This is a genomic window from Caenimonas sedimenti (assembly GCF_007833165.1).
GTDB classification, from domain to species: Bacteria; Pseudomonadota; Gammaproteobacteria; order Burkholderiales; family Burkholderiaceae_C; genus Ramlibacter; species Ramlibacter sedimenti.
Genome location: NZ_VOBQ01000024.1, coordinates 1 through 18,494 on the forward strand (window position 1 = coordinate 1; position 18,494 = coordinate 18,494).

At 68.6% G+C, this 18,494-nt stretch carries 17 protein-coding genes; 10 read left to right on the forward strand and 7 right to left on the reverse strand.

Annotation, left to right across the window (positions count from 1 at the left end; translation table 11 throughout):
- Positions 1–269 precede the first annotated feature (269 nt).
- Positions 270–2,417 (forward strand): 3-hydroxyacyl-CoA dehydrogenase NAD-binding domain-containing protein, encoded by a 2,148-nt coding sequence (locus tag FN976_RS25765; protein WP_145896367.1) that lies wholly within the window; start codon positions 270–272, stop codon positions 2,415–2,417.
- 46 nt (positions 2,418–2,463) lie between these two features.
- On the opposite strand, the gene FN976_RS25770 is transcribed toward FN976_RS25765, so the two are convergent.
- Genes FN976_RS25770 through FN976_RS25780 form a run of 3 tightly spaced genes read right to left on the reverse strand, consistent with a single transcriptional unit; the run spans position 2,464 to position 5,693 of the window.
- Positions 2,464–3,744: a glutamate carboxypeptidase gene (locus tag FN976_RS25770; RefSeq protein ID WP_432417891.1), complete on the reverse strand. Its 1,281-nt coding sequence runs from the start codon at positions 3,742–3,744 to the stop codon at positions 2,464–2,466.
- Between the two features lie 49 nt (positions 3,745–3,793).
- Complete coding sequence (locus FN976_RS25775; RefSeq protein WP_222432885.1) at positions 3,794–4,657, reverse strand: SMP-30/gluconolactonase/LRE family protein; 864 nt, start codon at positions 4,655–4,657, stop codon at positions 3,794–3,796.
- A gap of 7 nt (positions 4,658–4,664) precedes the next feature.
- The gene (locus FN976_RS25780) at positions 4,665–5,693 is read right to left on the reverse strand and encodes a glycerophosphodiester phosphodiesterase (RefSeq protein ID WP_145896372.1); all 1,029 of its coding nucleotides are present in this window, start codon (positions 5,691–5,693) and stop codon (positions 4,665–4,667) included.
- A 104-nt stretch (positions 5,694–5,797) separates the two neighbouring features.
- Between FN976_RS25780 and FN976_RS25785 the strand changes: the two genes are divergently transcribed.
- The 4 genes from FN976_RS25785 (at position 5,798) to FN976_RS25800 (ending at position 8,974) form a co-directional block, all read left to right on the forward strand.
- A complete protein-coding gene (locus FN976_RS25785; RefSeq protein ID WP_145896374.1) occupies positions 5,798–6,733 on the forward strand; it encodes a bifunctional helix-turn-helix transcriptional regulator/GNAT family N-acetyltransferase in 936 nt (311 codons plus the stop codon).
- A 260-nt stretch (positions 6,734–6,993) separates the two neighbouring features.
- Complete coding sequence (locus FN976_RS25790) at positions 6,994–7,737, forward strand: DMT family transporter (RefSeq protein ID WP_349291423.1); 744 nt, start codon at positions 6,994–6,996, stop codon at positions 7,735–7,737.
- Between the two features lie 92 nt (positions 7,738–7,829).
- On the forward strand, positions 7,830–8,396 hold the full coding sequence (locus FN976_RS25795) for a chromate transporter (RefSeq protein ID WP_145896378.1): 567 nt from the start codon (positions 7,830–7,832) through the stop codon (positions 8,394–8,396).
- On the forward strand, positions 8,393–8,974 hold the full coding sequence (locus FN976_RS25800) for a chromate transporter (RefSeq protein ID WP_145896380.1): 582 nt from the start codon (positions 8,393–8,395) through the stop codon (positions 8,972–8,974). Before FN976_RS25795 ends, FN976_RS25800 begins: the two co-directional genes overlap by 4 nt.
- 3 nt (positions 8,975–8,977) lie before the next feature.
- Here FN976_RS25800 and FN976_RS25805 read toward each other — a convergent pair whose 3' ends face one another.
- Together FN976_RS25805 and FN976_RS25810 are read right to left on the reverse strand one after the other, a co-directional pair.
- A complete protein-coding gene (locus FN976_RS25805; RefSeq protein ID WP_145896382.1) occupies positions 8,978–9,199 on the reverse strand; it encodes a hypothetical protein in 222 nt (73 codons plus the stop codon).
- Positions 9,200–9,242: 43 nt separating this feature from the next.
- Positions 9,243–9,962: an SIR2 family NAD-dependent protein deacylase gene (locus tag FN976_RS25810; protein ID WP_145896384.1), complete on the reverse strand. Its 720-nt coding sequence runs from the start codon at positions 9,960–9,962 to the stop codon at positions 9,243–9,245.
- Positions 9,963–10,093: 131 nt separating this feature from the next.
- Between FN976_RS25810 and FN976_RS25815 the strand changes: the two genes are divergently transcribed.
- A complete protein-coding gene (locus tag FN976_RS25815; RefSeq protein ID WP_145896386.1) occupies positions 10,094–12,142 on the forward strand; it encodes a hypothetical protein in 2,049 nt (682 codons plus the stop codon).
- 19 nt (positions 12,143–12,161) lie between these two features.
- Here FN976_RS25815 and rlmB read toward each other — a convergent pair whose 3' ends face one another.
- Positions 12,162–12,899 (reverse strand): 23S rRNA (guanosine(2251)-2'-O)-methyltransferase RlmB, encoded by a 738-nt coding sequence (gene rlmB, locus FN976_RS25820; RefSeq protein WP_145896388.1) that lies wholly within the window; start codon positions 12,897–12,899, stop codon positions 12,162–12,164.
- 67 nt (positions 12,900–12,966) lie between these two features.
- Here rlmB and FN976_RS25825 point away from each other — a divergent pair, with 67 nt between their 5' ends.
- Positions 12,967–13,842 carry a Tll0287-like domain-containing protein gene (locus tag FN976_RS25825; protein WP_145896390.1) on the forward strand — a complete coding sequence of 292 codons (876 nt, stop codon included), beginning with the start codon at positions 12,967–12,969 and terminating at the stop codon, positions 13,840–13,842.
- 13 nt (positions 13,843–13,855) lie between these two features.
- Positions 13,856–16,099 (forward strand): protein kinase domain-containing protein, encoded by a 2,244-nt coding sequence (locus tag FN976_RS25830; protein WP_145896392.1) that lies wholly within the window; start codon positions 13,856–13,858, stop codon positions 16,097–16,099.
- On the opposite strand, the gene FN976_RS25835 is transcribed toward FN976_RS25830, so the two are convergent.
- On the reverse strand, positions 16,096–16,782 hold the full coding sequence (locus tag FN976_RS25835; RefSeq protein WP_145896394.1) for an ABC transporter ATP-binding protein: 687 nt from the start codon (positions 16,780–16,782) through the stop codon (positions 16,096–16,098). The genes FN976_RS25830 and FN976_RS25835 overlap by 4 nt on opposite strands.
- Between FN976_RS25835 and FN976_RS25840 the strand changes: the two genes are divergently transcribed.
- Entirely contained in the window at positions 16,781–17,419 is a 639-nt protein-coding gene (locus tag FN976_RS25840; protein WP_255440851.1) for an arylesterase, read from the forward strand. The two genes, FN976_RS25835 and FN976_RS25840, sit on opposite strands and share 2 nt — an antisense overlap.
- Positions 17,416–18,486, forward strand: coding sequence for a tRNA 2-selenouridine(34) synthase MnmH (gene mnmH / locus FN976_RS25845; RefSeq protein ID WP_145896398.1), 1,071 nt, complete (start codon positions 17,416–17,418; stop codon positions 18,484–18,486). Before FN976_RS25840 ends, mnmH begins: the two co-directional genes overlap by 4 nt.
- The last annotated feature ends 8 nt before the right edge of the window (positions 18,487–18,494 follow it).

The following is an 18,494-nucleotide window of genomic DNA, read 5'->3' on the forward strand; positions in this document are numbered from 1 at the left end:
TGATTAGGGTTTTGCCGGAGGCGAAAAGTTCGGCAAAGCCTCGAATTCTAACTGGGCGGTGTGATGGATGTCCGGTCGGCCGCTCTAGCGACCGCCCCGGCCGCCGCCGGCGCCACCCCCCCCCCCCCCCCCCCCCCCCCCCCCCCCCCCGGGGGCCCCCCCCCCCCCCCCCCCCCCCCGCCCCCCGCCCCCCCCCCCCCCCGCCACGCGCGAGCGCCCCCACCCCTACCCTCCCCCGGAGGGGGAGGGAGGAATACCAGGACATCCCCATGAAAACCATCCGCTACGAACTCACCTCCGGCATCGCCACCATCACCTTCGACGAGCCCAACTCGCCCGTCAACACGATGTGCATGGACTGGCAGCACGACCTGACCGAGGTCACCGCGCAAGTGGTGAAGGACAAGGACCAGATCCAGGGCATCGTGCTGGCCTCCGCGAAGACCACCTTCTTCGCGGGCGCCGACCTCAAGGGCACGATGCGGCTGCAGCCTGCGGATGCGGCCGCGGTGTTCCGCGAGATCGAGCTGGTCAAGAAGAACTTCCGCACGCTGGAGACGCTGGGCAAGCCCGTCGTATCTTGCCTCAACGGCACGGCGCTGGGCGGCGGCTGGGAGGTCGCACTCATCGGCCACTACCGCATCGCTGTCGACGACCCCAAGATCCAGTTCGGCATGCCCGAGGTCACGCTCGGGCTGCTGCCGGGCGCCAGCGGCGTCACGAAGACGGTTCGCCTGCTGGGCCTGATGGGCGCGCAGCCCTACCTGATCGAAGGCAAGCTGTTCCCGCCGCGCGAAGCACTGGAGTTGGGCCTGGTGCATGAACTGGTGCCGAACGCCGAGGCGCTGCGCCCGGCCGCGCTGGCCTGGATTGCAGCGCACCCGCAGGCGGCGCATCCCTTCGACGACAAGAACTACAAGATGCCCGGCGGCACGCCGAGCAATCCGAAAGTCGCGGGCATGCTGGCGGTGGCGCCCGCGGTGCTGAAGCAGAAGACGCGCGGCCTCTACCCCGCGCCGGAAAGCATCCTGGCCGCCATGGTCGAAGGGGCGCAGGTGGATTTCGACACCGCGCTGCGCATCGAGAGCCGCTATCTCGCCCGTCTGATCGTCTCGCCGGTGGCGAAGAACATGATCAACACGTTCTTCTTCAACATGAACGCGATCAAGTCCGGCCAGTCGCGGCCCAAGGACGTGCCGCGCTTCAAGCCGCAGAAGGTGGGCCTGCTGGGCGCCGGGATGATGGGCGCGGGCATCGCCTACTCGCAGGCCAGCCGTGGCATCGCGACGGTGTTGAAGGACGTGTCGCAGGACAAGGCGGACAACGGCAAGGCCTACAGCGTGAAGCTGACGCAGCCGCGCGTGGAGAAGGGCCGCATGAGCCCGCACGATCAGGCCGCCCTGCTCGCCCGCATCACGCCCACCGAGTCCGCGAACGACCTGCAAGGCTGCGACCTGATCATCGAAGCGGTGTTCGAGAACCGCGAGCTCAAGGCCAAGGTGACGCAGGAGGCCGAGGGCAAGCTGGCGCCGGGCGGCTTCTTCGCCAGCAACACGTCCACTCTTCCGATCAGCGGGCTGGCGAAGGCAAGCAGGAATCCGGCGAAATTCGTCGGCATCCACTTCTTCAGCCCCGTCGACAAGATGAAGCTGGTGGAGATCATCCGCGGCAAGCAGACGGATGACGAAACCGTGGCACGCGCGTTCGACTACGTGCAGGCCATCGGCAAGATCCCGATCGTCGTCAACGATTCGCGCGGCTTCTTCACCAGCCGCGTGTTCGGCACTTTCGTGATGGAAGGCGCCGCGATGGTGGGTGAAGGGATTCCGGCCGCCGTCGTCGAACAGGCGGGCATCCAGGCTGGCATGCCCGTGGGGCCACTCGCGGTGATGGACGAGACGGCGCTGTCGCTGTCCGTGCACGTGCTGGACCAGACGCGAGCCGACCTGCGCGCCGAAGGCGGCACCTACATCGCATCGCCCGGCGAGCTGCTGGTCGAACGCATGGTCAAGGAGTTCGACCGCAATGGCCGCGCGGCCGGCGGTGGCTTCTACGACTACCCGGCCGAAAAGGGCGCGAAGAAGACGCTGTGGCCGAAGCTGAAGGAGCTGTTCGAGAAGCCGGATGCTGCATGGGAGATGCAGGACCTGAAGGACCGGCTGCTGTATCGCCAGTCGGTCGAGACCGCGCGCTGCCTGTCGGAGGGTGTGCTGACGACGGTGCACGACGCGAACATCGGCTCGATCTTCGGCATCGGGTTTCCCGCGTGGACGGGAGGGGCGATGCAGTTCATCTATGGGACCGGCATCGATGCGTTCTTCCATCGCGCCGAGGTGCTGGCTTCGAAATACGGGCAGGGATTTGCGCTGTCACCGAATGTCAAGGACGCAGTGCGGAAGCACGAGCCGAAGTGGTGATTTGTATTTCTCCCTCTCCCAGAGGGAGAGGGAGCAATACCGGCTACTACAGCCCCTTGCCGCGAGCGACGTCCATGATCACCCGCGCCGCCAGGTACAACCGCGGCTCGATCGAATCCAGCAGGACCCACTCGTCATCGGCCGAGTGCGCGCCGAAGCCTTGCAGGCCGAAACGCTCCACCACCGGCGCCTTCGTTTTCAACTGCGCGAAAGCCGCATCGGTGCCGCCGCCTTCGGGCTGGTCGTCCACCACCAGTTTCCTGCCGATCTCGGCATAGATCGCCAGGGCCTGCGCGGCCAGCTTGCGGTTGGCATCATTCGCCTCCAGCGGCGGACGGCGTCGTTCGAAATTCACCGTCACCTTGGCGTCGGGCAGCAACTGCTTCTTCCCGCGTTCGCGCACGGCCGCCTCGATGCGGTCGTAGTCGGCCACGCGCAACACGCGCACGTCGGCCTGCGCGGAGGCGTGCGCGGGGATGACATTCCGGCTCGTGCCGGCCTGCGAGATCGTCCAGTTCAGCGTCAGGCCCAGCTGCGGCTCCGACAGGTCACGCATCTGCAGGATCTGGTGCGACAACTCGTACAACGCATTGATGCCGCGCTCCGGCGCGCCTCCGGCGTGCGAGGCCCGGCCCTCGACCTTGATCTCCACGGCGCCCACGCCGCTGGTCGCCAGTGACACCTTGTCGCTCCCCACGCGAGTTGCCTCGAAGGAAAGCACGGCGTCGTGTGCGGCACCCGCATCCGCGAGTTCGACGCGGGAACCGGGCGAGCTGATCTCCTCGTCGGCATTCACCAGCACGGTGAGCGTGCCATATCCAGAAAAATTCAGCTGCTTGAGCATCGCCACGGTATGCAGAATGACGGCAATGCCCTGCTTGTCGTCGGAGATGCCCAGCCCGTAGGCCTTGTTGCCGTCGATGCGGAATGGCTGCCTGGCCAGCGCACCCTTCAGATACACCGTATCAACGTGCGCGATCAGCAGGATGCGCTTCGTTCCCGCGCCCTTGAAGGTGCCCCGCACCATGCGGCCGATTCTGGCGGGCGTGTCAGCCATGCGGTAGGTCTTTGCCTCTGTCGGCTCGATGAAGTTGACGGTCGCGCCCAACGCACGCAGCTTCGTCGCGATGAGTTCCGTCGCCTGGGTTAGACCTTCGATGTCACCGCTGCCAGTTTCTATCGAGACAAGTTCCCTGAGCGTATCCAGCAGCGGTTGCTTCTGCGCGGCAGCCGCGCGCTGAACAGCGGCATCGGGATTGGCGACGGGCTGAGCATGAGCCGCGTTGCCAAGGCAGGCTGCAGCCAGAAGGAAGGTACGCAGTTTCATCTTCAACTTCATCGAGCGGCTCGCGATTCCGAAGCCGCAAAGCATAGCGCTACGGCAAACCGGCGCCTGCCACCTCCACCCGCACCGTGGAGATGCGTCCCGAGAGCGCGGCCCGCGACTGCTCCGGCGTCACCATCACGCGGCCCGTCAACACGTACAGCGTGCGGCGATCCGCGCCGCCGAGCATGCAGGCCACCGCCTGCTCGGGCGTGGCGATACGGTGCGTCACTTCACCGCCTTCGCGCACCCGCAACACCTCGCGGCTGACGGGCGAGGCGAGCCAGATGGCACCTTCTTCGTCCAGGCAGATGCCGTCCGGGCCCACCCCCTTGCCTTCGAGCTGCGCCCAGATGCGGCGGTTGCGCAGGCTGCCGTCGTCACCCACATCGAAGGCCGTCAGGCGCTGGCCATAGCTCTCGCCCACGATCAAGGTGCGGCCATCCGGCGTCAGCACGGTACCGTTCGGGAAGTGCATGTCATCGGCCGCGACACGGATTTGCCCGTCGGGCATGACGAGCAGCAGCACCGTGGGCTCGAACGGCGCGCGCGCCGGCAGGTCGAAGCCCATGTTGCCCACGTAGGCGCGCCCTAGGCCATCGACCAGCATGTCGTTGCAGGCGGCGGGCGCATGCCGCGAGAGGTCGGCATAGACGTCGATGCGATGGCCATCGAAGCAGAGCAGCTTGCGCTGCCGCATCGCCACCACCAGCAGGCGGCCGTCGGGCAGCCAGCCCAGGCCGGAAGGCTGCTCGCCGTCCGGCAAGGTCAGCATGGTCTCGCAGGCACCGTCCGGCGTCACGCGCTGCACCCGGCCCGTGTAGAAGTCGGAAAACCACAGCGCGCCCTCGCGCCAGCGGGCCGATTCCGGAAACGCCAGGCCGGCCAGGAACGGCTGCAGTTCGAACGACGCCACCGAAGTCCTAGCGGGCCACCGGCGCCGGCGCCGGCAACGGCATGCCGCGCTTCTGCATCTCCGCGCGCACCAGGTCGGGCCGGTCGGTGACGATGCCGTCCACGCCCATGTCGAGGATCTGCACGATGCGCGCGGGCGCATTCACCGTCCAAGCCAGCACCTTCAGGCCCAGCGACTGCGCCTCCTTCACCAGCGCCGGGTTCAGGTCGCCGTGGAAGGACGACCAGGTGTGCCCGCCCGCGGCCTTGATCGTCCTCGGCAGCGAGCCGCCATGGTCGCCGAGCTTGAAGCCTGCGGTCCATGGGGACGCGGTGAAGTGGTCGCGGCCCACGGTGTTGCTGTTGGCTGTCTGGATGGTGATGTAGCCGGTCTGGATCTCCGGCGCTTCCTTCTGCACCACCTGCAAGGTGCGCCAGTCGAACGAGATCACGGCGCTGCGGTTCTGCATGCCGGCCTTGCGGATCTCCGCGATCACGGCACGCGCGAAAGCCTCGGGCGGCAGGGTCTCCTCCGGCGCCAGCGGCGACAGCTTGGTCTCGATCGCAAAGCGCACCTTGTCGTTGCCCGATTTCTTGACCATGTCGAACAGGTCGGACAGCTTCGGGATGCGCGTGCCGTCCAGCGGCTTCTGCTCGGCGAAGTCGCTCGCGTACTTGGTGCCGGGCCGGATGCGGCCGACGTCGAAGCGCTGGACTTCTTCGAAGGTCAGGTCCTTCACCGCCGGCCCCTTGCCGGACAGGAACTGGCCGTCGGGCCCGCGCGTGATATCGACGTTGATGCCGCGGTCATGCGTGATGACCAGCACGCCGTCCTTGGTGATCGCGATGTCGAGCTCCAGCGTGTTCACGCCGAGCTCCAGCGCCAGCGCGAAGCCGGCAAGCGAGTTTTCCGGCAGCAGGGCACGGGCGCCGCGGTGGCCTTGCAAGTCGAACACGGGAGGCGGCACGGTGATGGGCTGGGTGACAGGCTGGGCAATCGCCCCGAACGGAAGCGCGGCGGCGCCGGCCAGCGCCAGCAGGGTTCTTCGGTTGTGCATGTGGTCCTTTCGAGCTGCGCCAGCATAGCTTTGCGGCGCGTCGCCACCATGACGGTAACACCAGATAGTTGACTGCGGCAAGTATCTGGCGGAAACTGGCGCCCATGGACACCGCCCGGCAGCTCGTCCCCGCCGCCCAGGTCAAGGCCGTGCGGGCCTTCAACCGCTTCTACACGCAGCGCATCGGCGTGCTGAAGCGTTACCTGGATTCGGAATTCACGCTGACCGAGGTGCGGGTGCTGTACGAGATCGCCCATCGACCCGGCCTCACGGCCAGCGAACTGGTGCGCGAGCTCGCCTTGGATGCGGGTTACCTGAGCCGCATCCTGCGGCGCTTCGAGCAGCAAGGCTGGCTGCAGCGCGAGAGCGCTCCGCAGGACGCGCGGCAAAGCCTGCTGCGGTTGACCGAGCCCGGGTACCAGGTGTTCGCACCGCTGCAGCAGAAGTCGCGCGACGAAACCGCGGAGCTGCTGGCGCGGGTGCCCGCCAGCCACCGGGGGCCGTTGATCGAGGCGATGGCGAGAGTGCAAAAGCTCCTGGACGAGGCGCCGCGCGCCGAACGGCAGGTCGTGCTGCGTGATCCCGGCCCGGGGGACATGGGCTGGGTGGTGCAGCAGCATGGCGAGCTCTACGCGCGCGAGTTCGGCTACACCGCCGACTTCGAGGCGCTGGTGGCGGACATCGTCGCGAAGTTCATCCTCCACTTCGATCCCGCCTGGGAGAAGTGCTGGATCGCCGAAGTCGATGGCGAGCGCATGGGCTCCGTGTTCGTCGTGCGCAAATCGGCGACGGTGGCCAAGCTGCGCCTGCTGATCCTGCGGCCGGAAGCGCGCGGGCTCGGGCTGGGCGGGCGGCTCACCGACGAATGCATCGCCTTCGCGCGGGCCCAGGGCTACCGGAAGATGACGCTCTGGACGCAGAGCCATTTGACGGCCGCGCGAGCCATCTATGAATCACGCGGTTTCCAGCTGGTGAAGAGCGAGCCCAACGCGGCCTACGGCCAGCAGCTCACGAGCGAAGTCTGGGAGCGCAAGCTCTGAGCCGTGCACTCATCGCCGCCGCCGGGGCCGGGGTGCTGGTGGGCGCCGCGATCGTCGCGACGCGCTTCGCGGTGGCCGAGGTCCCGCCGCTCACGCTGGCGATGCTGCGGTATGCCATCGGCTTCTTGTGTTTGCTGCCATTTGCGTTGGCTGTGGTTGCTGGGGTTCGGCTGCGCGCTCACCGCCAGCCTACGCAGAGTGACGGCCGACAACGCGAAACCCGTGGTGACCGTGGTGACCTTGGTGAGAGTAGGCTGGCGGTGAGCGCGCAGCCGAACCCCAGCGTGCCGCCGCGCGACCTCATCGCGATGTGCGCGCTCGGCATCGGCCAGTTCGGCATCCTGATCGCTTTGCTGAACTGGGGCTTGCAGCACGTGCAAGCCGCCCAGGCCGCGCTGATCTTCAGCCTGTTCCCCCTGCTCACGCTGCTGCTGGCCGCCGCCTTCGGCCGCGAGCAGGTCACGCCAGGCCTGCTGGCCGGTGTGCTGCTGTCGATCGGCGGCGTCGCGGTGTCGTTGGCGCCCAAGTTGCAGGCCAGCACCGGCGGCCACTGGTGGGGCGAGCTCGCCGTGCTGGGCGCGGCCTGCACCGGCGCGTTGTGCAGCGTGCTGTACCGGCCCTACCTGCAGCGGTATCCGACCGTGCCCGTCTCGGCGCTGGCGATGCTGGCCTCGGTGCTGTTCCTGGCGGTGGTGGCGGTGCCGGAGCAATGGTTGACCCGCGTGACGACTTTTTCTCCGGGCGCCTGGGCCGCGATCGTTTTCATCGGCGTCTCCAGCGGCATCGGCTATTACTTGTGGCTGTACGCGCTCAAGCACGAGTCGCCCACCCGCGTCACCGTGTTCCTGTCGCTCAACCCCGTGACCGCCGCGCTGCTGGGCTGGGGCCTGCTCGGCGAGGTGCTGGACCCGACGCTGCTGGCGGCGCTGGCACTGATCGGCGCCGGGCTGTGGCTGGCGACGCGGACGCCAACTGCGCAAGAAGCGCGGGAACGCGCCGGATGAATCTTGCTCCCGGATGCCGCGCCTTTCCGGTACCGGAAGGTCAAGCTGTTTTGACAGCCCGGTGACAGACCACGCCGGATAATCACGTGCACATGACCGAGCAGGACCCCCGGCCGCAACCGCGTTCACGCACCGACCTCTTCGTTTCCTTCACGCTGCTCGCCCTGCAGGGCTTCGGCGGTGTCCTCGCCGTGGTGCAGCGCGAGCTGGTCGAGAAGAAGCGCTGGATGACGAAGGAGGAGTTCGTCGAGGAATGGGCCGTCGCGCAGATCATGCCGGGCCCCAACGTGGTCAACCTGTCGCTGATGATCGGCTCGCGCTACTTCGGGCTCTCGGGCGCGATGGCCGCGTTGGCCGGCATGCTGACCGTGCCGCTGCTGGTGGTGCTGGGGCTGGCCCTGATCTACGCGGAGTTCGCGGGCAACCCGCACGTCGCCGGCGCCTTGCGCGGCATGGGGGCGGTCGCCGCAGGCCTGGTCACCGCGACCGGGCTGAAGTTGCTGGGTGCGTTGAGCAAGAACGTGCTCGGGTTGCCGGTCTGCATCGCGATCGGTGTGCTGGCCTTCATGGCCATCGCCGTGATGAAGCTGCCACTGGCCTGGGTGCTGTTCGGGCTCGGCGGTTTCTGTTGCGTGCTGGCCTACCGGAGGCTCACGTGACGGGCACCTCCATCGTGCTCAGCCAGGCCGACTGGCTGTCGCTCTTCGTCCACTACCTCGCGCTCTCGCTGCTGTCGGTGGGCGGCGCGATCACCACGGCCCCCGACATGCACCGCTACCTGGTGCAGGAAAAGGCCTGGCTGAGCGAGCCGCAGTTCAGCGCCTCGATCTCCATCGCCCAGGCGGCACCAGGGCCCAATGTGCTGTTCGTGGCGCTCCTGGGGTGGAACGTGGGCCTGAACGCCGGCGGCTTGTGGATGGCGCTGTTCGGCATGGCGCTGTGCATGCTGGGCATCATGCTGCCCTCGACCACCCTCACCTACATGGCCGCGCGCTGGGGCCACGCCAACCGCGAGCTGCGCGCCGTGCGCGCGTTCAAGCAAGGGATGGCGCCGGTGGTCGTGGCGCTGCTCGTCGCGACGGGCTGGATCCTCGCCACGGCCAACGGCTACGAACTGCGCAACTGGCCGACCTGGGCGCTGGCGCTGGCCAGCACGCTGCTCGTGTGGCGCACCCGCATCCACCTGCTGTGGCTGCTGGGTGCGGGCGCCATCGCCGGCTGGCTGGGCTGGGTCTAGGAACTACCCCTTCTTGCCACCCACCACCAGCAGCAAGCCGCCCACCAGCATCGCGCCGACGCCCACCCACATCGGGACGTTGAAGGTCTCCTTCTCCTTCACCTTCACTTCGAGGGGCCCCACTTTCAAGGCGGTCGTCTCCTTGGAATAGCTGAAGCCGCCGTAGACCAGCGCGAGTGCGCCGGCGACGAGGAGAAGGATGGCGATGATGCGGGTGGGAGTCATGGGCCATCTTGCGGCGCTTCCGTGCGCCGCGCAAGCCTCCAGCTCATCCGTCCGTCAGCAATTGCGGCAACAACTGCGCTGCCGTGCCGCGCAGCACCGCATCGGCGGCGTCGTCCAGGTCGCTTGGGTGCGGGTTGATGACGGCCACCCGGCCCTTCGTCAGTCGCGCGAGTCCCGCCGCAGGGTAGACGACCCCCGAGGTGCCGACGACCAGCATCACGTCGCAGTCCCGCGCCGCGCGCTCGGCCTCCTGCAGTTCCCGCAGCGGCAATGACTCGCCGAACCACACCACGGCGGGCCGCAACTGGTTGCCGCAAGTCGAACAGGACGGCGGGCTGCCGGCCACCACCGCCTGCGGATCGCAACAAGCACGCGGCACATCGAGCCACTTGTCCTCGGCGATGTTGCCGTGCAACGCCAGCACGCCTTCGGAGCCGGCGCGCTGGTGCAGGCCGTCGACGTTCTGCGTCACCACGGTCAGCCGGCCGGGGTGGCGCCTCGCGAAATCGGCCAGGGCCCGGTGCCCCGCATTGGGTTCGACCTGCGCCACGGCCGCGCGGCGCGAGGCGTACCAGTCCCAGACCATCGCCGGGTTGGCGCGGAAGGCGTCCTCGGTCGCGAGGTCTTCGGGGCGGAACCGGGACCAGAGACCGGTCAATGCATCCCGGAAAGTCGGCACGCCCGACTCGGCGCTCATGCCGGCGCCGGTGAGGACGAACAGGTGCCGGGCAGCGCGCACCCAACCTCGGACTTGATCGTTCATGGAAGGAATCGAGCGAATCGTGACATTGTCGTCCTGGGGCGCCGTCGGGCTGTGCAACACATTGTTGGCTTAGATACATTCAGATACTATGACGTCCTTAGCAGTACATCAGCGAGGCCGCGAGGATGGAGATGAACGCCCCCCAAGCCACCGAGGACGAAGCCAGATTCGACGTGGTCGTCCGCATGCCGGCCGGGCGCCGGCTGGAAGACGTGGCCAAGCTGGCCGACGCCGCCGGGATTCGCCCCGACCACGTCGAAACGGTGATGAAGGCGCTGCGCAACGGCCCTGCCGCCAAGATCGGCGCGGCGGTCAACCGGCAGCGCGCCGAAAAGGCCCGCGACCAGTTCACGCGAGCTGGCCTGTCGGTGGAACTGACGCCCGTGCTCAGCCTCTCGGCCGTCACCACCGGCGCCTTCGACAACCTGTTCACCTGCCCCAATTGCGGCCAGCGCGTGACGTTGCCGGAAAACCGCCAGTGCCCCAACTGCACCGTGTTCGTCGACAAGGTCACCGACGAGATGATCCTGCGCCGCAAGCTGCGCGAGAAGGAACGGGCGGCGCTCGACTTCCGCACCGCGCGCGACCAGCAGCATGCCGAGAAGAGCGCGAAGGAGTCGCTGGAGGCGCAGATCCGCGCGGAGATCCGCAAGGAACTGGAGGCGGAGTACGGCATCAAGGGCGGCGGTGGAGGCGGCGTGCGCAAGGGCGTGGTCGCGGCCGCGGTGCTCGCGCTCGCCGCGGCCGCCTTCGTCGGCGGACGCGGCACATCGGCGGGCTGGACCATGGCCGGCCTGTTCGGCAGCGGCAATGCCAACAGCCAGGCCGCCAAGGCCGGCAAGATGCTCGACAAGCTGGATGCGGGGGCGGCAGCGGGCGGCTCCACGGCGGCGGCGGCGGCGGCCTATGGCGGCCCGGCCACGGGCGACCCGGACGTGGATGACCCGCTGGTGCAGGCGGCGGGGGGCAAACGAGTCGGCGCCAAGGGCATCTCGGTCGAACAGGCCGTGGCCGCGGCACAGACGCTGGCGAAATCGGTCGGCTACAAGACGGCGGGCACGGACGGCGCCGCCGCCGGCGGCAACCCCGCGCCCACCGGGTCGGCGGACGGCACAGCTGCCGCCGGCGGCGCCCCGGCGGCGGCAGGCGCCGCGCCAGCCGCCAGCTTTTCACCGCGCGTGCGCACCCTGCTCGCCTTCGACCTGACGCGCCTGCTGGCCGAACTGGGCCAGTTGCCGCGTTCCCGCGAAATGCTCAAGGCGCTACGGGCCATCCCGGCGCATGCCGCGGACGCGGCACTCTCCACGGCCGCCGGGGTTGCCGACGCCGAGGTGCGGGCCTGGACCCTGGCCAGCACCGCGCCCGGCGCCCTGCGCCCGGCCGCCGAACGCCTGATCTCCGACGCGCAAGCCATCGCCGACCCGTTCTGGCGGACCAAGGCGCTGATGCAGGCCGGCGTGATCGCGGCGCGGCAGCCGCACCTGCCGCCTGAGCTGGCGCGCCTGTTCCTGAACAAGTCGGCGGAGGGGCTGAAAACGATCCAGGGGCCGCAGCAGGCAGCCGCCATGGGCGATTGGACGGTCGCCCTGGGCGAAGTCCTGCTGGCGGAGGCGACGGCCCGCGCCAAGGTCGGCCAATGGACCCAGGCCCGCACGATCGGGGCCCAGCTCGAGGCCATGATCGCGCAGGCACCTGACGCTTCGGCCGGCGCCCGGCTGCACGCCATCGACTACCAGCTGAAATCGTTGACCGGCGAGGCGGACAAGGCGGCGGGGGCGCTGGCCGCCGGCCTGGCACTTGCGGCCCGGGAGCCCGATCTCGCCGAGCGCGCCGCCTTGCTGCGCGCCATGGCGGCACTGGCGGGCGGCACTGCCGACGGGGCGATGGCCACCGCCATCGAATCCGTGAAGACGGCCGCCCTTCCCAAGAACGGCTACGAGCGCGCCCGCGCCATGACCATGCTGGCGCTGCTGCACGCCGACGCCGGCATGCGCGCACGCGCCGGCGAGTACACCCAACTGGCGTTGAGCACGCCCCAGCTGGACGCGGCCGAAGCCATGGAACTGCACGCCGATCTGCTGTTGCGAGGCGACATGGTCACGGCGAAATCGCTGCACGGTGCGGGCCTGTATGCCGACGCCGAGGCGATGCTGCGGCGGCTGGGGGAACTGCTGCTCTGAGTCCGGCCGCGGGTTCGCTTCAACCCGCCCGCTGCCGCACCGCCTCGTAGAGGCAGATCCCGCTGGCCACCGAGACGTTCAGGCTTTCCACGGCGCCCGCCATGGGAATCGACACCAGCGAATCGCAGGTCTTGCGCGTGAGCTGGCGCAGCCCGGCGCCCTCCGCGCCCAGCACCAGGGCGGTGGCGGTCTTCAGGTCGGCCTGGTAGAGCGACTGCGGCGCTTCGTCGCCCAGCCCCAGGCACCAGATGTTGCGCTCTTTCAGTTCACCCAGCGTGCGCGCGAGGTTGGTCACCATGAAATACGGCACGGTTTCGGCGGCGCCGCTCGCCACCTTCGCCACCGTGGCATTGATGCCGACGGCATGGTCCTTGGGTGCGATCACGGCATGGCACCCGGCACCGTCGGCCACCCGGAGGCAGGCCCCGAGGTTGTGCGGGTCGGTCACGCCGTCCAGCACCAGCAGCAGTGGCGGCCCCGCCACGCCATCGAGCAGGTCGTCCAGCGAATGCGCCACCGGCAAGGCCTCGACCCGGGCCACGACGCCCTGGTGGCCGGCGCTGCCCGCGAGGCGCGAAAGCCGCAGGCCGTCGGCCTCGACGAGGCGCAGCCCGGCCTCCTGCGCGCGCTGCTGGAACTGTCGCATCCGCGCGTCCTTGCGGCTGGCGTCGACGTACAACTCGAGGATGGATTGAGGGGCCGTGCGCATTCGCACACCGACCGCGTGAAATCCAAAGAGGACCTTGGGGGAAGACATCACAGGATTATCCGGTGGTCGTGCACTGACCCGATGAGTAGAATCGCCTGACAACAGGAGAGTGGTAATGGGACTCCGGCTCAAGTTCAACCTCGTGCTGATCGTCGTCTTCCTTGCCGGGTTCGCCGCGGCGGGCTGGGTCTCGCGCCAGCTGTTGCAGGAGAACGCCCGCGACGAGGTCATCCGCGACGCGCGGTTGATGATGGAGGCGGCCATCTCGGTGCGCACCTACACGGTGGACCAGATCCGGCCACACCTGATCAAGCAGATGGACGAAGTCTTCCTGCCCCAGACGGTGCCGGCCTTCGCCGCCACCGAAGCCATCTCCACGCTGCGCAAGAAATACACCGAGTACAGCTACAAGGAAGCCACGCTCAACCCCACCAACCCGCGCAATCGCACGGCGGACTGGGAAGCCGACATCGTCAACACCTTCCGGCAATACCCGGACCGCAAGGAAATGGTCGGCGAGCGGCAATCCTCCTCGGGCAAGTCGCTGTTCATCGCGGCGCCCATCAAGATCGGCAACCCGGCCTGCCTGCAGTGCCACAGCACGCCATCGGCCGCGCCGCCCACCATGCTCAAGATCTACGGCGAGGCCAACGGCTTCGGCTGGAAGCACAACGAGATCGTCGGCGCCCAGGTCGTGTCGGTCCCGATGGACGTGCCGCTCGCCAAGGCGGACCGCGCCTTCACCACCTTCATGGCGTCGCTGGCCGGCGTGTTCCTCTCCGTCTTCATCGTGCTCAACATCATGCTGAGCTGGCTCATCGTGCGGCCGATCCGCCAGATGTCGGAAGCGGCGGACAAGATCAGCACCGGCGACTTCGGCGTGCCGGAGTTCAAGGACAAGGGCAAGGACGAGATGTCCGTGCTCGGCAGCTCCTTCAACCGCATGCGCCGCAGCCTCGAGAAGGCCATGCAGATGATCGGCGACCAGTAACCCTGGGACCGCCGTGAGCTCCGCGCTGGGTCCCTCCGCCCCACCGGCCGCGAAAGCCGGGGGCGACGCTTCGGCCCTGCCGGCGAACTACCGGATCCACGAGTACGAGATCGAGCGGCCGCTGGGCGGCGGCGGCTTCGGCATCACCTACCTCGCGCGCGACGGCAACCTGAACCTGCCGGTTGCCATCAAGGAATACTTCCCGAACGATCTCGCCACGCGGGGCGCTAACCACACGGTGCTGGTGCGCGGCGGCCAGCAGGAGACGCAGGACCAGTACGTCTGGGGCCTGGAGCGCTTCCTGGACGAAGCGCGCGCGCTGGCGACCTTCCGCCACCCGAACATCGTGCGGGTGCTGCGCTACTTCCGCGACAACGGCACGGCCTACATCGTGATGGAGTACGAGACCGGCCTGGCCCTGAAGCGCTGGGTGCCGCAGAACGCGCCGCTGTCGCAGCGTTTGCTGCTGTCGATCGTGCGGCCGCTGCTCGATGGCCTCGAGCAGGTGCACAAGTCGGGCTTCCTGCACCGCGACATCAAGCCGGACAACATCTACGTGCGCGCCGACGGTTCGCCGGTGCTGCTCGATTTCGGCTCCGCCCGCCGCGTGCAGAGCAATCGGGAACTCACCAACATCGTGAGCCCGGGCTTCGCCCCGTTCGAGCAATACCACTCGCAGGGTAACCAGGGCCCCTGGACCGACATCTACTCGCTGGGCGCGGTGATGTACTGGATGGTCACGGGCAAGAAGCCGATGGAGTCCGCTGCCCGGGTCAAGAGCGACACGATGTTGCCGGCCTCCGCCGTCGCCGAGAGCAGCGTGTATGGCGAAGCCGTGCTGCACGCCATCGAATGGGCCATGACGCCAGAGGAGACCCGGCGGCCGCAGAGCGTGACCGAGTTCCGCGTGGCGCTGGAATCCGCGGGCGCGGTCGACACGGGGGATCACACGCAGCTGCTGCCGGATCGCAAGACCATGGCGGCCGCGGGTTTCGCGCCGTCTCTGCCCGCGTCGGGCGGCGCGGCGGCGCGGCGCAACCTGCTGGGCACCATCCTGTTCCTGGACCTGGTCGGCTATTCGATCCGTTCCGTCGACGACCAGGTGGCGGTGAAGAAGCTCTTCACCGAGCTGATCACCAAGGCGCTGCGCGGCGTGCCCGAGGACACGCGCATCGCCATCGACACCGGCGACGGCGCGGCCATCTGCTTCATGGGCGACCCCGAGGAAGCGATGCATTCCGCGCTGCTGCTGCGCGACCTGCTCTCGCAGAAGTACGGCACGGTGCTGCAGGCGCGCATCGGCCTGCACATGGGGCCGGTCCGCGTCATCCAGGACATCAACGACCGCGTCAACGTCATCGGCGACGGCATCAACGTCGCGCAGCGCGTGATGGACTTCGCGCAGCCCAACCAGATCCTGGTGTCCCGGGCCTACTACGACGTCATCTCGCGCATCACGGACGACACCGCCGAGATGTTCGAGTACCGCGGCCAGTACGAGGACAAGCACGGCCGCATGCACGAGGTCTACGCCGTCGAGCCGGCGAAGACCGGCACCACCAAGCGGGAGGGCCCGGCCACGGGGTACTCGCAGACGGTGCCGGTGGCATCCGTCCCGCTGGACGACGACGCCGTGCACGAAATCGAGGTCGAACTCGCCCGCCACATCGGGCCGCTGTCGAAAGTGCTGGTGAAGAAGGCGCGCGCCCTCGCGCAGACGCCCGAGCAGCTGCGCGAAGCGCTCGCCCCATCGATCCAGGAGCCGAAGGCCCGCGAGATGTTCCTGGCCGGCCACCACGGCCACAGCCAGCCGCCCAACAGCCAGAGCATGCCGCTGAGCGGCTCGCGCCCGAACACCACGCAGCCGCGCAGCAGCGCGACACAGCCTCGCGCCAACCCGTCGCAACCGCGCAGCGGCCCCAGTCAGCCCAGCCAGCCGAGCCAGCCCAGCGGTCCGCGCGGCGATCACGCCGGGGACACGCGGCGCTCGATGACCCAGACAACCACAGGGTTCACGCGCGCCGCCCCGGTGTCGGGCCCGGCGCTCGACCTGACGGCGGAAGAACTGCAGGGGGTGGAACTGGCGTTGGGCCGCTTCATCGGCCCGATGGCCCGCATCGTCCTGAAGAAGGAGTCCGCGCGCAGCGGCAACCTGAAGGACCTGGTGGCGGCCCTGACTGGCCACATCGACCAGCAGGGGCAACGCGACGAATTCGTGGCGGCGTGCCACAAGGCGCTGTCGCGCCGGAACTTCTAGGCGGGCACGGGCTCGGGGGCGATGCGCCCCGCCTCGATCGTGATGCGCCGCTCGCAGCGGGTGGCAATCGCACGATCGTGCGTCACCAGCACCAGCGTGGTTCCCAGCTCGCGGTTCAAGTCGAACATCAATTGCATGACGGTCTCGCCGGTCGCGAAGTCGAGGCTGCCCGTCGGTTCGTCGGCGAGCAGCACGGCCGGCTGCACGACGAAGGCGCGCGCCAGCGCCACCCGCTGCTGCTCGCCGCCCGAAAGCACCTTGGGATAGTGCGAAAGCCGCTCGCCCAGCCCGACGCGTGCCAGCATTTCGCCGGCGGCCTTGCGCGCATCCTTGCGGCCGGCCAGCTCCAGCGGCAGCATCACGTTCTCCAGGGCGCTCAGGTTGCCCATGAGCTGGAAGCTCTGGAACACGAAACCCACCGAGCGCGCCCGCAGCGCGGCCCGCTCGTCCTCGTCGATGGCGAACAGGTCCTGCCCGGCCAGGCGAACTGTTCCGCTGGTCGGCGTGTCCAACCCCGCGATGATCGACAGCAGCGTGCTCTTGCCCGAACCCGAAGCGCCCACGATGGCCGCGGTTTCCCGTGGCGCGAGCCGGAAGTCGATATCGCGCAGAATGTCGAGGGTACCGGTCGAATCAGTGACCGATTTATGGACGTGCTCGACGGAAATGATGGATTCGGACATGGCTTCTTCGGGGTGGACGCGGCGTGACTTTATCGCGGCCGCATTAGCTGGGGCTTATGGCGCCGGCGCGCAGGCGGCCGACCGCGTGGTCCTGGTCGTCGGCGACTCGCTGAGCGCCGAGTATGGCCTGAAGCGCGGCACCGGCTGGGTGGCGCTGCTGGAACAGCGCCTGGCGAAGGAAAAGATCGCGGCCAAGGTGGTCAATGCCAGCATCAGCGGGGACACCACCTCGGGCGGGCGCTCGCGCCTGGGTGCGCTGCTCACGCAGCACAGGCCCGCGGTCGTGGTGCTGGAACTCGGCGGCAACGACGCGCTGCGCGGCCTGCCGCTGGCCATGACCGAGGACAACCTCTCGGCCATGACCCAAGCCGCGCAGAAGGCTGGCGCCAAGGTGCTGCTGGTGGGCATGCAAGTCCCGCCGAACTACGGCACCGCCTACGCCAATCAATTCGCCGGCCTGTTCGAAAAGGTGGGCAAGCAGCACAAGGCGGCCGTGGTGCCGTTCCTGTTGAAGGGCGTGGCTGACGGTCCGGACCCGACCAAGCTGTTCCAGCGCGATCGCATCCATCCGACGGAGGAAGCCCATCCGGTGATGCTGGACAACGTCTGGCCGGAACTGAAGAAACTGCTGCGGTGAGCGTGCAGGCCATTCCGGCGGACGAGGCGATCGCGCGGCTGTCCGAGTTCGACGCCGTCATCGATGCCCGCACGGAGGCGGAGTACGCCGAAGACCGCCTGCCCGGCGCGGTGAATTGGCCGTCGCTGAACGATGCCGAGCGCATCGAGGTCGGCACGCTGTACAAGCAGGTGAGCCCGTTCGAGGCGCGCAAGCGCGGGGCTTCGCTGGTCGCCGCCAACATCGCCCGGCACATCGAGCGCGGCGTGATGGACAAACCCAAGGGCTGGAAGCCGCTGGCCTATTGCTGGCGCGGCGGCCAGCGCAGCGGCTCGCTGGCGCTGGTGCTCGGACAGATCGGCTTCCGCGTGCACATCATCGAGGGCGGCTACAAGGCTTTCCGCGGCGCGGTGCTCGCGCAACTGCCGGCCCTGGCCGCCAACTACCGGTACCAGGTCATCTGCGGCCCCACGGGATCCGGCAAGACGCGGCTGTTGCAAGCGCTGGCGCAGGCCGGCGCGCAGGTGCTGGACCTGGAGGCGCTGGCCAGCCACCGCAGCTCGGTGCTGGGGCTGATCCCCGGCCAGCCGCAGCCTTCGCAGAAGCGTTTCGACACGCTGGTGTGGGAGACGCTGCGGCAGTTCGATGCCCGCCGGCCCGTGTTCGTCGAAAGCGAAAGCCGCAAGGTCGGCAACGTGGCGGTGCCGGACGGCCTGATCGAGGCGATGCGCGGCAGCGAGTGCCTGCGGCTGGAGCTTTGCGATGACGAACGCGTCCGGCTGCTGCTGGAGGACTACGCGTTCTTCACGGCGGACGCGGACCTGTTCTGCCAGCGCCTGGGTGCCCTCACGCAGCTGCGCGGCAAGGCGCAGGTGCAGGCTTGGCAGGACGAAGTGCGCCGGGGCAACCACGAACTGGTGGTGCGCGAACTGCTGTTGAAGCACTACGACCCGGGCTACGCGGCTTCGACGGCGCGCAATTTCGCGCAATTCGCGGCGGCGCCCGCCATCGCGCCGGCGGACCGGTCGCCGCAGGCGATGGCCGAACTCGCGCGTGCGATGGTGGCGGCGCCCGATACACTGGCCTGAGCACCCCA